Origin of the sequence: Paenibacillus sp. GYB004, assembly GCF_036577605.1 — a bacterium.
Classification (GTDB): Bacteria; Bacillota; Bacilli; order Paenibacillales; family NBRC-103111; genus Paenibacillus_AB; species Paenibacillus_AB oceani.
On the sequence record NZ_JARBDB010000047.1, the window covers coordinates 248,689 to 264,381 of the forward strand.

At 56.7% G+C, this 15,693-nt stretch carries 14 protein-coding genes; 11 read left to right on the plus strand and 3 right to left on the minus strand.

What is annotated here, in order from left to right; genetic code table 11:
• The first annotated feature begins 101 nt into the window (after window positions 1-101).
• A complete protein-coding gene (locus tag PV433_RS19715) occupies window positions 102-1,001 on the plus strand; it encodes an alpha/beta fold hydrolase (RefSeq protein ID WP_332073762.1) in 900 nt (299 codons plus the stop codon).
• A gap of 295 nt (window positions 1,002-1,296) precedes the next feature.
• Window positions 1,297-2,562: an MFS transporter gene (locus PV433_RS19720; RefSeq protein WP_379214012.1), complete on the plus strand. Its 1,266-nt coding sequence runs from the start codon at window positions 1,297-1,299 to the stop codon at window positions 2,560-2,562.
• 73 nt (window positions 2,563-2,635) lie between these two features.
• Here the strand turns inward: PV433_RS19720 and PV433_RS19725 are convergent, their stop codons facing one another.
• Window positions 2,636-3,196 carry a winged helix-turn-helix transcriptional regulator gene (locus PV433_RS19725; RefSeq protein WP_332073764.1) on the minus strand — a complete coding sequence of 187 codons (561 nt, stop codon included), beginning with the start codon at window positions 3,194-3,196 and terminating at the stop codon, window positions 2,636-2,638.
• Complete coding sequence (locus PV433_RS19730; protein WP_332073765.1) at window positions 3,193-3,555, minus strand: VOC family protein; 363 nt, start codon at window positions 3,553-3,555, stop codon at window positions 3,193-3,195. Before PV433_RS19730 ends, PV433_RS19725 begins: the two co-directional genes overlap by 4 nt.
• A 339-nt stretch (window positions 3,556-3,894) precedes the next feature.
• Here PV433_RS19730 and PV433_RS19735 point away from each other — a divergent pair, with 339 nt between their 5' ends.
• Window positions 3,895-4,698: a phosphotransferase family protein gene (locus tag PV433_RS19735; RefSeq protein WP_332073766.1), complete on the plus strand. Its 804-nt coding sequence runs from the start codon at window positions 3,895-3,897 to the stop codon at window positions 4,696-4,698.
• 187 nt (window positions 4,699-4,885) lie between these two features.
• Entirely contained in the window at window positions 4,886-7,414 is a 2,529-nt protein-coding gene (gene hrpB / locus PV433_RS19740; RefSeq protein WP_332073767.1) for an ATP-dependent helicase HrpB, read from the plus strand.
• A 212-nt stretch (window positions 7,415-7,626) separates the two neighbouring features.
• Here hrpB and PV433_RS19745 read toward each other — a convergent pair whose 3' ends face one another.
• On the minus strand, window positions 7,627-8,220 hold the full coding sequence (locus PV433_RS19745) for a hypothetical protein (protein WP_332073768.1): 594 nt from the start codon (window positions 8,218-8,220) through the stop codon (window positions 7,627-7,629).
• Window positions 8,221-8,570: 350 nt separating this feature from the next.
• Between PV433_RS19745 and PV433_RS19750 the strand changes: the two genes are divergently transcribed.
• From PV433_RS19750 to PV433_RS19780, 7 genes are all read left to right on the plus strand, one after another.
• Entirely contained in the window at window positions 8,571-8,945 is a 375-nt protein-coding gene (locus PV433_RS19750; protein ID WP_332073769.1) for a hypothetical protein, read from the plus strand.
• Window positions 8,946-8,980: 35 nt separating this feature from the next.
• Entirely contained in the window at window positions 8,981-9,754 is a 774-nt protein-coding gene (gene murI, locus PV433_RS19755) for a glutamate racemase (protein WP_332073770.1), read from the plus strand.
• 572 nt (window positions 9,755-10,326) lie between these two features.
• Window positions 10,327-11,514, plus strand: a complete 1,188-nt coding sequence (locus PV433_RS19760; protein WP_332073771.1) for a Gfo/Idh/MocA family protein — start codon at window positions 10,327-10,329, stop codon at window positions 11,512-11,514.
• Window positions 11,414-12,715: a carbohydrate kinase family protein gene (locus PV433_RS19765; protein WP_332073772.1), complete on the plus strand. Its 1,302-nt coding sequence runs from the start codon at window positions 11,414-11,416 to the stop codon at window positions 12,713-12,715. The genes PV433_RS19760 and PV433_RS19765 overlap by 101 nt, the downstream gene beginning before the upstream one ends.
• Window positions 12,716-12,777: 62 nt before the next feature.
• Complete coding sequence (locus tag PV433_RS19770; RefSeq protein ID WP_332073773.1) at window positions 12,778-13,557, plus strand: DeoR/GlpR family DNA-binding transcription regulator; 780 nt, start codon at window positions 12,778-12,780, stop codon at window positions 13,555-13,557.
• 2 nt (window positions 13,558-13,559) lie between these two features.
• On the plus strand, window positions 13,560-14,729 hold the full coding sequence (nagA, locus tag PV433_RS19775; RefSeq protein ID WP_332073774.1) for an N-acetylglucosamine-6-phosphate deacetylase: 1,170 nt from the start codon (window positions 13,560-13,562) through the stop codon (window positions 14,727-14,729).
• 161 nt (window positions 14,730-14,890) lie between these two features.
• Window positions 14,891-15,592 (plus strand): HAD family hydrolase, encoded by a 702-nt coding sequence (locus PV433_RS19780; protein WP_332073775.1) that lies wholly within the window; start codon window positions 14,891-14,893, stop codon window positions 15,590-15,592.
• Window positions 15,593-15,693 lie beyond the last annotated feature (101 nt).

Below are 15,693 nucleotides of genomic sequence, written 5' to 3' on the forward strand. Positions count from 1 at the left end.
CGGGAACATTGCAGGCAAATCAAGTGGCCGGCCGAGCTAAACCGAAAGATTGCATCAATGTTATATGATAGGGGTGAGAAGTAGCAGAGGGAGTGGTGAAGGTGATCAAGCGGGTACAGCTGACGGACGGATCGGAGATTGAAGTCGGCCTGACGGGTAATGCTGCGGGCAGGACGGTGATGCTGCCTGTCGCCAAAAAAACGGTGACCGGCCAGGAAGCCGAACGATTGGCGATGTGGGGGATCGATCCGGAGTTCGGGCAACACTTTGTCGAAGGGCTTAACGATTCCTTTCGCGTGTTATATTTGGATTACGAAGGTCATTTGTTTTCCCATCCGAATCCGGAAGCTTTGACGGCGGAACTTATCGTGAAAGATTTATTGCGCATCGCCGACAGCATGAAGGTTGACCGCTTCAGCTACTATGGTTATTCCTGGCTCGCGCTTGTTGGCTTGCAGCTAGCCCTCCGGACCGATCGGCTCGATAGTTTCATCATGGGCGGTTTCCCGCCGTATGAAGGTCCGTACCGCGAAATGACGACGGTAACTGTCAAAACGTACGAACAGGCGCTGAGTAGCGAGCGGCAACATGCCGGGAGTCGGCCTGACGAACCGGCAAACGAGTCCTGGGATCCGGACCATATCGACTGGGATAACGTCCCCATTACGATCGATCCGAATGTTTTGAAGCAATTTATGACTTTGTACCAAAGCTTGGCTGATTTTGACGATCGGACCGTTCAGCACAAGCTGACCATTCCAAGGCTGGCCTTCGCGGGAGAACAGGATACGATCGTATACGGGAGCCGATTCGGTAATGTGACGGTGGATATCGCCGGACGGCTGGCCAAAAACAAAGAGCGTCTGGTAGAGCTGGGCTGGGAGATCGAGAGGATCGAGGGAAGCGGCATGGATCATTCCAAAGCGATGCAGCCGGCTGCCGTTTTGCCTTTGATCAAGCCATGGTTAATCGAAAAAGTAAGCAAATTCAGCAATCCGTAAGAAACGGACGAGCCGGAATCGGGTTATGATAAAAGGCGGAAAAATGCCGGAAGCGTGGCTGGGAAAAACTTGCGGATGAAAATGATCGATAATTGAAGTTTAATGGGAAGAGTCGAAAGTCCGAGTTCATCTTAAATAGGCAATTTCAGCGCTTGTCCGATGAGCGTATGAGGGAAAGAGGCAAGGCCGGCGGCCGATGCCCTATTGCGGGTTGCCTTTTTTGCCTTAAAGGAGTATCAAATTCATGATCAATTACGGGCTGCCGGATCGGCGGCTTTAGAGGAGTGTGGAACGTTTGGTTTCGGAACAAGGTGCCGGAAAAGCGCCGGGGTTGCTTAGCAACCGGTTTATACAAACTATTATTTTATCGAATGTGCTTCTGCAGATTGGCATATGGGTGCGGAACTTCGCCATATTGCTGTACGTTGCGGAGCGAACGAACAACGATCCGTACGCGATATCGCTGATCAGCGTGGCGGAATTTGCGCCGATTTTCGTCTTTTCCTTCATTGGCGGAACGTTCGCAGACCGCTGGCTGCCGAGAAGGACGATGATTTGGTGCGACTTGCTGTCGGCCGTATCCGTGTTCGTCGTCCTGTTTGCGATCCATTTCGGCTCTTGGCAGTCGGTGTACTTCGTGACATTCATTTCGGCGATTTTGTCGCAATTCTCCCAGCCGTCGGGCATGCGTCTGTTCAAGGAGCATGTCCCCGAGCAGCAGCTGCAGCAGGGAATGGCGCTGTTCCAATCGCTGATGGCGATATTTCTCGTGCTTGGGCCGATGCTGGGAACGTTTTTTTACAGCAGCTTCGGACTGGAAGTATCCGTCGCGGTGATGGGTTTCGTATTTTTGCTGTCGGCGCTGGTGCTCGTTCGGTTGCCTAAAGACAAGGTCAAGCCTGCGGCGGAAGCGGGAAAAGGACAGTTTCGCAAAGAGTTTGTGGAAGGGTTCAGCTATGTGTGGAAAAGCCGGGTGCTGCGGATGCTCGGAGTATCGTTTCTGCTCGCAGGGCTTGCCGTCGGTCTCGCTCAGGCGCTCAACCTGTTCATCGTAACGGAGCGGCTGGGCAAGCCGGAGAAATTTCTGCAGTACATGCTGATGGTAAACGGCGGAGCGATGCTGATCGGAGGCGGGGTCATCGCGGCGGTCTCCAAACGCGTCCAGCCGCAAGTCTTGCTGGCGATCGGTATGACGGCCAGTGCGCTGTGTACGGTGATCGTCGGATTTTCGACCAGCGTGCCGGTAACGCTGACTACCCAATTCGTGAACGGGCTCGTGTTCCCGTGTATCCATATCGGGATTAGTACGATGATCCTCAAATGGTCTCACGCCTCGATCGTCGGCCGGGTGAACGGGGTGCTCAATCCGCTGTTCATGGGGATGATGGTACTGTCGATGTCGTTTGCCGGCGCTTTGAAAAACGCGTACCCGCTCGTCTCGATTTTTACAGTTGCCGGGATCTTGTTTCTGATCGGCGCATTGGCGATGATTCCGATTATGAAATACAAGTCCTCCGAGTCCTCCGCGGAATCGCTCGACACGGCTTCCAGCGGTGCCTAAACGTTAACAAAAACCAGGTCGTAACGCTGGCGAATGCCAGAAACGGCCTGGTTTTTTATGATTTAACGCATAGTCATACGAGAGAGCATAGCTCGGAAGTCATCCGGTCGATCGGCTTGCCGGTCAGAGGGGACAGCTCGTACATAAACGATGGCCGGGGCTGTTCGGTAACATGTCTGCGGATCAGCTCGGCGCCGTGCAGCTCGTCCAGTCGAGCGGACAACATGCGGGGCGTGACGGCTTGCAGGGCGCGGCGGATATCCTGAAACCGGTCGTGCTGGTAATGGAGCGCGATCAGCACCGGCACGTTCCACGCTTTGGCGGACAAATCGTGCCCGATCTGCCTATCGGCCATCCGGATCGCTTGGGCCGCTTCCCGGTACAGCTTGCCTTTTTCCGTCAACCGGTATTCCGGCAGTAAAGGATGGCGTCGCTCATAGGGGGATAAATGATCGATGAGGCTCGCTTCGCTCATCTGCTTCAAATTGTCGCTGAGCCGCGCAGGTGTTATTTGCAGCTTGTTCTGAAGTGGCGTGAACCGCCCTCCGCTGCTTTCGAGGGAGAGCAGGATCGGGATGACCCATCGCCCCGACAGCTCCTGCGACAATTCGATTACTTTCCGTTCCTTGCTCAAAGCTCGACGAGCTGCTCCGAAAGCATCAGTGAATGTCCGTCCGGATCGGTAAACGTCGCCAGCTTGACGAAGTCCGGAATCGTCTCGATATCCCCGATAAACGTCACGCCTTGTTGCTTCAAGGTATGTACGGCGTCTTCCATGTTGCTGACGTCAAACACCGTCGACGAGGTGGAAGGAACGACTTCCTCCGCCTGGGAAAATCCGATTACGCATTGGTCGGTGTTCGTCTTGACCATAGCCATGCCGGAATCGGGATCGTGGAAAAGCAGTTCAAAACCAAGCTTCCCGGTATAAAACGCCAAGCTTTGCCCAATGTCTCTGACGTTATACCAGACCGTAAATCCTGGAACAAACATGAAATCATCCTCCTTTTCATATCGATAGTATATCAAGTATATTTTCGATAGTAAAGGAATTTTATAGAAGTTTTTTAGGTGGAACGTTCATCAGAGGTTTAGAAGGAACACTGCCCATACGGCGTTCTGTAGACGTGGAAAAGGTTATGCTACAATAAAGCTATGAACGCCGTGACGGCTGGAAGAACCGGAAGAAAAACTGGCTTTTTTTCGGAGATTCCGGCTTGAGCCGGACTGTTTAACGTTAATTATGGTAAGAGGTGTATAAAGATAGAGACGAAACTATACTCGGAAGCGATCCGAAACCATTGTCCCGGACTGAGCCTGGAGTCCGTAGAAGTGTTCGGTTCCGGGCAAAACAGCGACATTGTGCTGGTCAATTCACAGATGATATTCCGCTTTCCGAAATATGCGGAAGGAATTCGACAGCTGAAGCGGGAAGCGGCATTTTTGAACCGGATCGCGGGCCGGGTGCCGATCGAAGTGCCACGTCCGATCTATTCCAGCTTTGCTTCGCTAGAACCGGGACGCGCCTTTATCGGATACCGGAAACTGTCCGGCAAGCCGCTTGAAGCGGAAGTTTTGATGTCGGATTTGGATGAGCGGGGATGGCGGCAATTAGCGGGTCAATTGGGCGGGTTTTTAAAAGCGTTGCATGGGATAGAAACGGAAAAAATGAACGATGGGAGAAGTGACGATAACCTCTATTCGGAATGGTCGGAGCTTTATGATCGCATTCGAACGAAGCTGTATCGGTATATGAAGCCGGAGGCGAGGCTATGGACGGACCGTCACTTTACGGGATATCTTGGCGAGAAGAAGAACTTCGAGATTCGCCTGGCGGCCGTGCATGGCGATTTCGGCACTTCGAATATATTATACGATTCCGATAAACGGCGGATCAGCGGCATTATCGATTTCGGTTCGGCAGGGATCGGCGATCCGGCTGTAGACTGTGCGGCGCTGCTGGCCTCCTATGGAGAACAATTTCTCCAATTTGCGGCGGCCGTATATCCTGAAATCGACGGGATGATGGATCGTATCACGTTTTATCGCGGCACTTTTGCTTTGCAGGAAGCGTTGTTCGGACTGGAGCATGAAGATTCCGAAGCGTTTCACAGCGGACTTGCCGGCTATCGATAAGATGCGGGAAGATCCTGATTGATTCGAGATAACAAGGAAAGAACGAGCACCGGGAAGGGGTACCCGCCCGAGAGGCATGGCCAGCACGATAGCCGGCTTGCCGCCGTACGATCCGCTCCCGTATACTGATGGAAGTTAAGATGAGGAATACGTAGCTGCCGCTTGCACATAGATGGGGGAGAACACGTTGACCGCACGACTGCCAATCGAATCGGTACTGCCGGACGTTATAACACAATTGAATGAACGAGCAAGCGCCGTGCTGGTCGCTTTGCCGGGAGCGGGCAAGACGACCCGCGTGCCGTTAGCTTTGCTGGAAGCCGGTCCGGCGTGGCTGAAGGGCAAGCGGATTCTTATGCTGGAGCCGAGACGAATCGCGGCCAGATCGGCGGCGGCTTACATGGCCGCCTCATTGGGCGAGCCGGTCGGGCGCACGGTAGGCTACCGGGTGAGAATGGATACCCGCGTCGGACCCGGGACGCGGATCGAGGTCATTACCGAAGGGGTATTAACCCGGATGCTGCAGTCGGACCCGTCGCTTGCCGGGGTCGGGCTCGTTATTTTCGATGAATTTCATGAACGGAGCCTGCAGGCGGACCTTGGACTCGCCTTATGCTTGCAGACCCGCGCTTTGTTTCGGGAAGATCTGCGGCTGCTCGTCATGTCTGCGACGATTGACGCCCGGCCGGTCGCGACGCTGCTCGGCGATGCGCCGGTCCTCGCAAGCGAAGGGCGCGTCTACCCGGTACGAACCGAATATTTGAACCGTAAACCGGAAGGCAGACTGGAGGAGCTTGTAGTACGCACGGTATTGCGCGCGATGGCGGAGGAGTCCGGTGATCTGCTGGTCTTTTTGCCGGGAGCCGGAGAAATCCGCAGAGTCGAGCAGCTGCTCGGGCAGCAGCGTCTGGATTCGGCTGTGACGGTACTGCCGCTTCACGGCAATTTGCCGCAGGAAGCCCAGGATCGGGCGATTGCTCCGGGGAAGCCCGGCGTTCGTAAAATCGTGCTGTCCACCTCCATCGCCGAAACGAGCTTGACGATCGAAGGGACGCGTCTCGTCATTGACGGTGGTCTAATGCGGGTTCCGAGGTTTTCGCCGCAAACGGGAATGTCCAGGCTGGAAACGGTACGCGTATCGAAAGATTCGGCCGACCAGAGGCGGGGAAGAGCGGGGCGGCTTAGTCCGGGCGTCTGTTACCGGCTGTGGACGGAGCAGGAGGAACTATACTTCGACCCGCATCGCGTTCCGGAAATCGAACAGGCCGACCTCGCCCAGCTGGCGCTGGATCTCGCCGAATGGGGGACGACCGACCCCGGGGAACTGAGCTGGCTGAGCGAACCGCCGGCGGCCGCTTACCGGCAAGCTTGCGAGCTGCTCGCCCAATTCGGCGCGCTGGACCGCAACGGGGCGATTACCGCTCATGGCAGAAGAATGTCGGAAGCCGGTCTGCATCCCCGTCTCGCCCATATGACGATCCGCGCGATGTCGCTCGGCCTCGGGTCTACCGCGTGCGCCCTTGCCGCGCTTTTGCACGAACGGGACTTGTTCCGCAGAGGGGCAAGCGGCACGGCGTCGGCCGATCTCCGGCTCCGGCTGGACGCTCTGGAGCGGGCGAGAAACGGCGGCAAGCCGGATGAGGCGATGGCCCTGTTCGGTCTGCAGGCCGATTATGCGGCCGTCAAACGAGCGCTTGCAGAGGCGGACAACTGGAGCCGGGCGCTTGGCATAACCGGACGCGGACGAATCGACAGCGACGCGTGCGGTCTGCTGCTCGCGCTCGCTTATCCCGACCGGATCGGCCAAAGCCGGGGAGGGGGGAAATATGTGCTCAGCAGCGGTAGAGGCGCCGCTTTTGCCGAAGTTCAGGAACTATCGAATGCTTCGTACATCGTGGCGGCCGAGCTGGACGATAAAGGACCGGAGAGCCGGATTCAACTGGCGGCGCCCGTACAGCTAACCGAGCTGCTGCAGCGGTTCGGAGAGGATATCGCCGATGAGTCTGTCGTAGCATGGGACCAGACCGTACAAGCGGTGCGATCCCGCGTCAGGAAACGGCTCGGGGCGCTCGTGCTGAGCGATGCTCCTCAGTCCGGACCCGATTCGGAAGAAACGGTTCGCGCGATGCTCGAAGGGGTCCGGATCGAGGGATTAGGCATTTTGCCTTGGACGAAGACGGCAAGAGCTTTGCAGCAGCGAATTCTGTTCCTCAGACGGCACGACGAAGCTTGGCCGGACTTGTCGGACGAAGCGCTGGCGGAGTCGCTGCCGGAATGGCTGGCGCCTCACCTGGAAGGAATCCGGAGCCGCAGCGAATTGCAGCGGCTGAACTTGGCCGCCGTGTTCGAAGCGGTGCTGCCTTGGGAGAAGCGGAGGAAAATGGACGAGCTGGCACCGACTCACTTGATCGTCCCGAGCGGCTCGCGTCTGCCGATCGATTACGGAGATCCGGAAGCGCCTTTTTTGTCCGCGCGGCTTCAGGAGATGTTCGGCCTGACCGATACGCCCCGTATCGCGGGCGGGAGAGTAGCGGTGACGATTCATCTGCTGTCGCCCGCCCAGCGGCCCGTGCAGGTGACGCGGGATTTGTCCAGCTTTTGGAGGGAAACATATTTTGAGGTGAAAAAAGATTTAAAGGGCCGCTATCCGAAACATTATTGGCCAGACGATCCGATGTCGGCCGTTCCGACGAACCGTGTGCGTCCCAAAACGTAGAAACGCGGCGCAGCGCCGGGAAAGCCCGGTTTTCCTGTTATGCCCGTGGCAACGGATATTTATTCGAACATAACGAATCGGCTCTCCCGGCAGAGAGGGCCGATTTTTTGGGTCGTACGGGAATACAAGAGCTTCCATAATGCCGGTTCGCATGTCCGGATGCGGCGAGCAGCGAATCGTCAAACGGAACCGCGAGGATGCATTCATCGCATTCATCCTGCCGGAATCCATTCAGGGCTGTCTGCGGCAACTTCTCCCCAGTCTTTCAGGGAAGCGTAATCCCGCAAGCTTCCGGTGTAAATCAGCCGGACGTGTTCGGAGCTGCCCAGATCCCCCGGCGTGGTGAACTCCGGGCATTTCGGTACCAGCGACACCCCGCCGGCGCGAAACATCTCGGATACGAACTGGGAGCAGAAGTAAGCGTTGTCCCGGTTAAGCTTGATGTTGAATACGACCCCGAGCAGTCCCAAGGCGTTATATTTATAATCATCTCCACGCTTTTCCAGCTCGAGGACGGACTCGCGGATCCGTTCGTACGCTTCTGGACTTACTTCGCATACGTACACGGCACACGTCGTATTGCGCTGTTCGTCGAGGAATAGCGGGCTGCGTATGTTCTCTTTGACGAACCCGCCGAGAAACGGATTCGATTCATATTTCCGGCCAAAGCTGAATACATCCCGGAGCTCGGCGTCAAACGCCAGCGAAGCGTGATTAAACGGCTCCTTGGTATAGGATTTGATCAGCCGGGAAAACCAAGTTCCGGTATCGCTCAGAAGAATGTACAATCTCTTCTTGTCCTGCATCGATTATCGCACCTCTTAATTCTTTGTTGTATTCATTGTATGAGAGTGACCGGTTTTGCAAAACGGACTATTGACGGAAATCCATCTGGACTCAGGTCGGGGACGGACTCGGCCTGCTGTCTGCGGTCGACTCGTAGCCGGAGCATGAAAATCAAGTAAGAAACTGTATAAGGATGCGCTTACAGGCTGGAAAAAGCGAGTTGTCTTCTAAGATGACGGAACAAGCGGCTTGCGAAATGTAAGGCCATGAACGACGATTTCATGATATAGTAAAGGGTAGTCTGCATCATCGAGTAAACTCATAAGCTAAGGTAGACTTGCACTCCAATTGAAAACGGGCGGTGGTCCATATGAACGATCGAATCAACCCGGTCGGCTCAGAGCATGCTGCGTCCAGAGAAGCTTCCCAGCCCTCCGATTGGACGAAAGAAATCGAACTGCTGCAAGCCCGTCTCAAGGAGATTCGCAGAGCGGCCGCATCGGCGCCGTCCAATAGGGCGGGCGATCGTCCGGACGCCGGGCATCACCGGGCAGCGGAAGCGGGAGCGGGCAAATCGCTGCTCGAGAGTCTGGCCTACGCGCAAGCGGTCACGATCCGGCAGGAGCGTCCGAAAAAAAACGCCCGCAAGCCGTGGCGCACAGAGAGCGTCTACGAGCCGACGCTGGGCTCCGACATATTTCCCGACGGAGGCTGGAAGAACCGGGAAGATCGCGGCGACCGGTAAACGTCTTACCTTTAGTTTAAAAGCGAGGAACCGTCATGAAAATCGTTTTTTTCGATTCCGGCGTTGGAGGGCTTACCGTACTCCACGAAGCACGGCGCAAGCTTCCTGCGGAATCTTATTTGTACTATGCGGACACGAAAAACGTCCCTTATGGGATTCATACGAAAGAAGAAGTGTTCGGTTTCGTAAGAGCGTGCATCGACGACATTTTACGGACGGACGACGTCCGGGCGATCGTGATCGCCTGCAACACGGCGACGAGCGCGGCAGTCGACGACCTGCGCAAACGTTACGCGTTTCCGGTTATAGGGATGGAGCCGGCCGTAAAACCGGCTTTGCAGCTTGTACGCGATTCCGGAGCAAAAGTTTTGGTGACGGCGACGCCTTTGACCTTGAAAGAGGACAAATTTCAAAAGCTGCTGGGAACTTTGGAGGCGCAGGGCCGGGTCGATCCGCTCGGGCTGCCCGGACTGGTCCAGTTTGCCGAAGATGGTGTTTTCGACGGGCCGGAAGTTCGCCGTTATTTGCAGCAGCAGCTGTCCGGTTTCGATATGGAGCAGTATGGAGCGATCGTGCTCGGGTGTACGCATTTCGTCTTTTTTCGGCAAGCGATCGAAGCGCTCGTTCCGAGTCATGTAACGCTGATGGACGGCAATGCCGGGACCGTTAATCAATTAATCCGTGTGCTGGGGCTGGACGTTCTGCCGGACCGGACGAACGGAGAGTCGCAGGACATCGTCTTCCTGTCTTCCAAAGGAACGGAAGAAGAACGAAACCGCCTGGAGCGCTGCTTCAGAAGGCTGACCTGACTGGCAGCCTGCGTTTTTCCCGCCCGTAACCGGGCATGTTATCCGGCAGCCGGCAGCCTTATCCCCGCATCTCCGAGGTGGAATGCGGGGTTTTTGTACATGGCGGCTGTAAACCAAAAAGGGCTGCTTCCATTCGTTATATGGATGAATCCGTTTATTATCGCCAGAATGTTTAAGTTTACTAAAGTGGTAAAGCTTAAAAGCGTTGCTTCAAAAAAGCAAAATACGAGTTTCTGTACCAAGAATAGCTACCGCTTACGCAGGGTCATACATCGTGGAAAAGGCTTCGTTTAGAAGCTTTTCTTATTCGCTTATCCAGTTTAAAGCCGCCTGTCTTCTCCGGGCGGCTTTTCGTGTTTATTGAATTTAATCTAGACAAAATTAATGTTTGAATATAACATTATATATGTTAATAACGAACATTAAAGAAGGAAGCCGTTTTTTATTTGTGGATTCTTCTTCCAGGAGGTTACTATGTCTATACAATTGAAAAAGAAAGGTTTATTTGTCCGGGACGGTTTATGCTGCACCGCGGCCCGGGATTCGAGCGAGTGGAAGGGAGCGTGCCGGATATGACGAAGACGATTATACGTTTCGGGGTTATCGGCTGCGGTTTGATGGGCAAAGAGTTTGCAAGCGCGGCCGCCCGCTGGTGCCATCTGACGGGCGTCGAGTACGAGCCGCGGATTACGGCCGTCTGCGACGCCAATCCGGAAGCGACGAAGTGGTTCCGGGAGCTCGTTCCGAGCGTAACGAAAGCATACTCGGATTACCGGGAACTGCTCGCCGATCCGGATGTCGATGCCGTGTATTGCGCCGTTCCGCATAACCTGCATGCCGAACTGTACATCGATATTATTCGTTCAGGCAAACATCTGCTTGGAGAAAAACCGTTCGGAATCGACCGTGAAGCGAACCGGAGAATTGTGGCCGAGATGGCGGCGAGACCGGACGTCCTCGTCCGCTGTTCCTCGGAGTTTCCTTTTTTCCCGGGAGCATACCGGATCGGACAGTGGGTAAGGGAAGGCCGGTTCGGCAAAATCATCGAGGTGGAAGCGGGCTTCTGGCACAGCAGCGATCTCGATCCCTTAAAGGTGATCAATTGGAAGCGCCGCATCGCGACCAACGGCGAATACGGCTGTATGGGCGACCTGGGCATGCACGTCCTGCACTTGCCCTTGCGCTTCGGCTGGCGTCCGAACAGCGTCCGTGCCCTGCTGCAAAAAGTGGTCGAGACGCGTCCCGACGGCAAGGGCGGGTCTGCGCCTTGCGAAACGTGGGATAATGCGATCCTGGCGTGCGATGTAAAAACGGAAGACCAGCGTTTTCCGATGGTATTGTCGATGAAACGGATCGCGCCGGGTCACGCAAATACATGGTTCATCCGCATTAACGGAACCGAGCTGTCCGCCGAGTATTCGACGAAAAATCCGAAGCAGATCCGCTCTCTTCCTTATCAGCCGGGCGGCGAGCAGGCTTGGCACGAACTGGACGTTCCTTACCAATCCGCATACCCGACGATAACCGGAGGGATTTTCGAATTCGGATTCTCGGACTCGATTTTGCAGATGTGGTCGGCGTTTTGCGATGAGCTCGTTAACCGCGGCGGGATGAAGCAGCCGCTCTATTGCGCCACTCCGGAGGAGGCGGCGGAAAGCCATGAGTTGTTTACAGCCGCGCTGGAATCGGATCGCACCGGTCAGACGGTGTACATCGGCGGGAGGGATTCACTTGAAGCAGCCGGACAATCAGCGGGATAAAGGGCTTGCAGCTCCAAACGGTGCTTTAGCCTTTGAAGCGATCGTAGCCGGGCACATATGCCTCGATATGATTCCCGACATGGGCAATGCCGGGCTGGCCGCAATCAGCATACCCGGAGCTCTTGTTAATGTAGGGGAAGCGGTTATCTCGACAGGAGGGACGGTAGCCAACTCCGGGCTCGCCTTGAACCGGCTCGGCATCCGGACCGGTCTGATGGGCAAGGTGGGCGACGACCCGTTTGGCCGCCTCATTCTGGAGACGTTGCGGGAGCATGGGGAGAGCGTTACCGATGGGATGATCGTCAGCGCTGGCGAGCAGAGCTCTTACAGCGTGGTGATCAGCCCGCGGGGCTCGGACCGGATCTTCCTCCATTGTCCGGGAACCAACGATACGTTTACTGCGGAAGATGTGCCGCCGGATAAGCTGGAGGGTGCCCGACTGTTCCATTTTGGCTATCCGCCGCTGATGAAGAGAATGTATGAGGACGACGGAAGAGAACTGGAGAAGCTGCTTGCGAAGGTAAAGGCGAAAGGATTGACCGTATCGCTGGATATGTCCCGCCCCGATCCGGATTCACCGGCCGGCAAGGTGGATTGGAGCTCGATCCTGCGGCGGATTCTTCCTCATGTGGACTTGTTCATGCCCAGCTGGGAAGAGATCGTGTTTATGGTGGAAGGAGCGGAGAGCGGCGGCGGGGAGCTGGAGATGAATGCGGCGTCGCTGTCGTCCATTTCGGAGCGTCTGCTTGGCATGGGAGCCGCTGTCGTCGGGATTAAGCTGGGCGAGGAAGGGCTCTATGTCCGGACGTCCGGCAGCGCCGAGCGTTTGCAGCAATTCGGAGCGTGCCGCTTGAGCGATCATGCCGCATGGGCGGGAAGGGAATTGTTGTCCCCGTGCTTCCAGGCGACCGTGGTCGGTACGACCGGAGCGGGAGACTGTACGATTGCCGGTATGATCTGCGGGCTGTTGAACGGGCTGCCGATCGAATCGGCAATGACGGCGGCGACGGCCGTAGGAGCTTGCAGCGTGGAAGCTCTGGACGCATGCGGCGGCATCGTGCCGTGGCCGGAAGTGAAAGCTCGAATCGACGCCGGTTGGCAGCGGCGGTCTGTAGAGCTGACGCTCGACGGGTGGGGGATCGACCCTGTGCACGGGCTGTGGAACGGACCGCATGACAGACGCCGTGAAAGTTCGCTATAATAAGGGTGAAGCGACAATAACCGGTCCTTGGCGGACCGGCCTGACGGAGTGAAGCAGCATCCATGCGTCCGAACTTAAACGAACGGCAAAACGAAATTTGGAACGCGATCCAAAGGGATGGCGAAGTAAAAATAAGCGATCTGAAAGAAAAGTATGCCGTCACCGAGATGACGATCCGCCGCGATCTGGAGAAGCTTGAGCAGATCGGCCTTGTGCGCCGAACGTTCGGTGGAGCGATTCCGCTGACGCTTGACGTATCGCTGAAGGAGCGCGATACGGTGCACACCGACGAGAAGATCCGCGTCGGCCAAACGGCTGCAGAGCTGATCTTGCCGGGGCAGGCGGTATTTATCGACGCCGGCACGACAACGCTGCAGATCGCGAGGCATATGCGGCCGGACAGCTCGGTAACGGTGGTGACGAATGCGCTGAACGTGGCGTCCGTGCTGCTGGACAAAGGCATTCATACGATCGTAGCCGGCGGCATGCTGCTTGAGAAGACCGGCTCGATGGTCGGACCGATCGCGATCGGTACGCTCGGCTCGATGGCGTTCGATCAAGTGTTTCTCGGCACGACCGGCATTACGGTGGAGCACGGATTCAGCAACTCCAATTCGTTCGAGGCCGAGCTGAAGCGTCATGCGATGCGAAGGTCGTCGTGTATTAACATCGTAACCGATGCGAGCAAGTTCGGGGAACGGTACCTGCATTCGTTCGCCGCCCTCCTAGACGTGCACCGCATCGTTACGGATCAAGCTCCTCCGCCGCATATCGGAGAAGCAGCCGTTTCGGGCGGGGTAGAACTGGTCGTGGCTGCTCCGGAAGGGGGAGGGGCGAAGTGACGATGAACAGACGATGGATTACGAACGTGCGGATCGCCACGGAGTCCGCCATCCTGGAACGCGGGTCCGTTCTTATCGAGGACGGGCATATCGTTTCCGTGGCGGAGGGCCAGCCGGATTCATTCCACGGGGCGGACGGAACGGAACTGACGGACGGCAACGGGCTGCTCCTCATTCCGGGCATGATCGATGTGCATATTCACGGAGCGTCCGGTTACGACATGATGGATGGCACAAAACGCAGCGTCGAGGCGGTGTCCTCGGCTTGCGCGGCTGCCGGCTGTACTTCCTTTTTGGCGACTTCGGTCAGTTCGAGCCTCGAAGATCTGCTGAGCATGATCGGTAAGGTCAAGGAGGCTGCCGGTCATGAGCCGGGAGCCCGGATTGTCGGTATCCATGCAGAAGGCCCGTACTTAAACGTCAAGCGCAAAGGCATGCAAAACGAAGCGTTTCTGCGCCACCCCGATATGGCGGAGATGGAGCGGATAATCGGCCATGCGGACGGCCTGATGAAAATGGTGACCGTCGCACCGGAGCTGCCGGGCGGCATGGAGATGGTAGAGGAACTTCACCGCCGCGGCATCGTCGTGGCGCTCGCCCACTCCGACGCCACTTATGACGAAGCAAGCGAGGCGTTTCGCCGCGGGGCGAGCCACGTAACCCACTGCTTCAACGGGATGCGGCCGATTCATCACCGCGACCCGGGGCTTGTCGCCGCAGCGTTCGATCAGCCCCACGTCAGCTTGCAGGCGATCGTGGACAACGTTCATCTGCACCCGGCGGTCGTGCGGCTCATGCACCGGGTCAAAGGCGCGGAAGGAGTCGTGCTGATCACCGACGCTTTGCAGGCGATGGGTTTGGGAGACGGCACCTATACGTTCGGCGGTCATGAGGTGACGGTTGCCGGCGGCGTCGCTACGCTGCAGGACGGAACGCTCGCCTCCAGCACGGTGACGATGAACGAGGCGCTGCGCAACACGGTACAGCTGGGTATCCCGCTGCACGATGCCGTCGCGATGGCGTCCCGGACGCCGGCCGTCATACTCGGCCTGACCCGCAAAGGCATTATAGCGCCAGGGGCCGATGCCGATCTCGCGCTGCTGGACGAACAGTTTGGCGTCGTCTGGACGATGGTCGGTGGCCGGTTCGTCTACGAGTCGGGGGCGAGGTAATCCGAGTCCGAGTTGCGATTCTCTATTGTCCGATACAGATATGCTCACGAAAAGCGTCAGGGGACACGGTTCCCTGGCGTTTTTTTTGAAATAATTGGTGCATTCCGCAGACCGGTTTGAGATAATGAAGCTGACAAATTCCGGAATAGGCGGTGACGGGTGTGGAAGGGAATACAGAAGCGGTGTTGTTCGATCTGTTTGAAACTCTCATCTCCGAATATGAAGGAGGCGTCCGGAAGGTCGACCGGACAGGCCGGAACGACGCGGCCCGGCTCGGGCTGGAGCACGACGTTTACCGCAGGGAATGGGGCGCCAGGCACCGCGGGAGAATGACGGGCGAGTTCGCCGATTACAAGGCTGTGATGAGACATATTCTGGAGGGGCAGCATGTAGCGATTAACGAGCAAGTTATGCAAGAGATGTATGAGGAGCGAGTTGCGGAGAAGAAGGCTGCCTTCACCGGTATCGATCCAGAAGTGATCGCCCTACTGGACAAGCTGAAGCGCGAAGGGATCGCGACCGGACTCGTCAGCAACTGTACGGAGGAGGAAGTGCGCGGTTGGCAGACGAGCGGACTGGCCCCCTATTTCGACACCGTTCTGTTCTCTTACGAGGTTGGATATGCCAAGCCCGATCCGGCGATTTACCGGCTGGCTTGTGAGCGGCTGAACGTCAAGCCGGAGCAGTGTCTATTTATCGGCGACGGGGGTTCCGACGAATTAAACGGTGCGAGCCGCGCCGGGATGAGAGCTTGTCAGGCCGTATGGTACTTGCCGGAGTCGATGCGGGAGAAAACTTATGGCAGCCCGCAGCTGGTACGGCCGATGCAGGTTTTGCAAGCGGTTGCCGGACAACTGGAGTAATCCTGGCAACAGCGGTTCAGGCGTGACGCCGGCTTTCGACCGGCCTGTATATCCGGCAGCATGAGAAGAAATCCCGATTTACAGTTTCAGTAACGGGGAGG

Bases quoted from the DNA above. Each gene is read 5' to 3' on its own strand.
- PV433_RS19770 (WP_332073773.1), top strand. From the start codon at position 12,778: ATGCGTCCGAACTTAAACGAACGGCAAAACGAAATTTGGAACGCGATC.
- PV433_RS19745 (WP_332073768.1), bottom strand. From the start codon at position 8,220: ATGCAGGACAAGAAGAGATTGTACATTCTTCTGAGCGATACCGGAACT.
- PV433_RS19750 (WP_332073769.1), top strand. From the start codon at position 8,571: ATGAACGATCGAATCAACCCGGTCGGCTCAGAGCATGCTGCGTCCAGA.
- murI (WP_332073770.1), top strand. From the start codon at position 8,981: ATGAAAATCGTTTTTTTCGATTCCGGCGTTGGAGGGCTTACCGTACTC.
- PV433_RS19760 (WP_332073771.1), top strand. From the start codon at position 10,327: ATGACGAAGACGATTATACGTTTCGGGGTTATCGGCTGCGGTTTGATG.
- nagA (WP_332073774.1), top strand. From the start codon at position 13,560: ATGAACAGACGATGGATTACGAACGTGCGGATCGCCACGGAGTCCGCC.
- PV433_RS19765 (WP_332073772.1), top strand. From the start codon at position 11,414: ATGAGTTGTTTACAGCCGCGCTGGAATCGGATCGCACCGGTCAGACGG.
- PV433_RS19730 (WP_332073765.1), bottom strand. From the start codon at position 3,555: ATGTTTGTTCCAGGATTTACGGTCTGGTATAACGTCAGAGACATTGGG.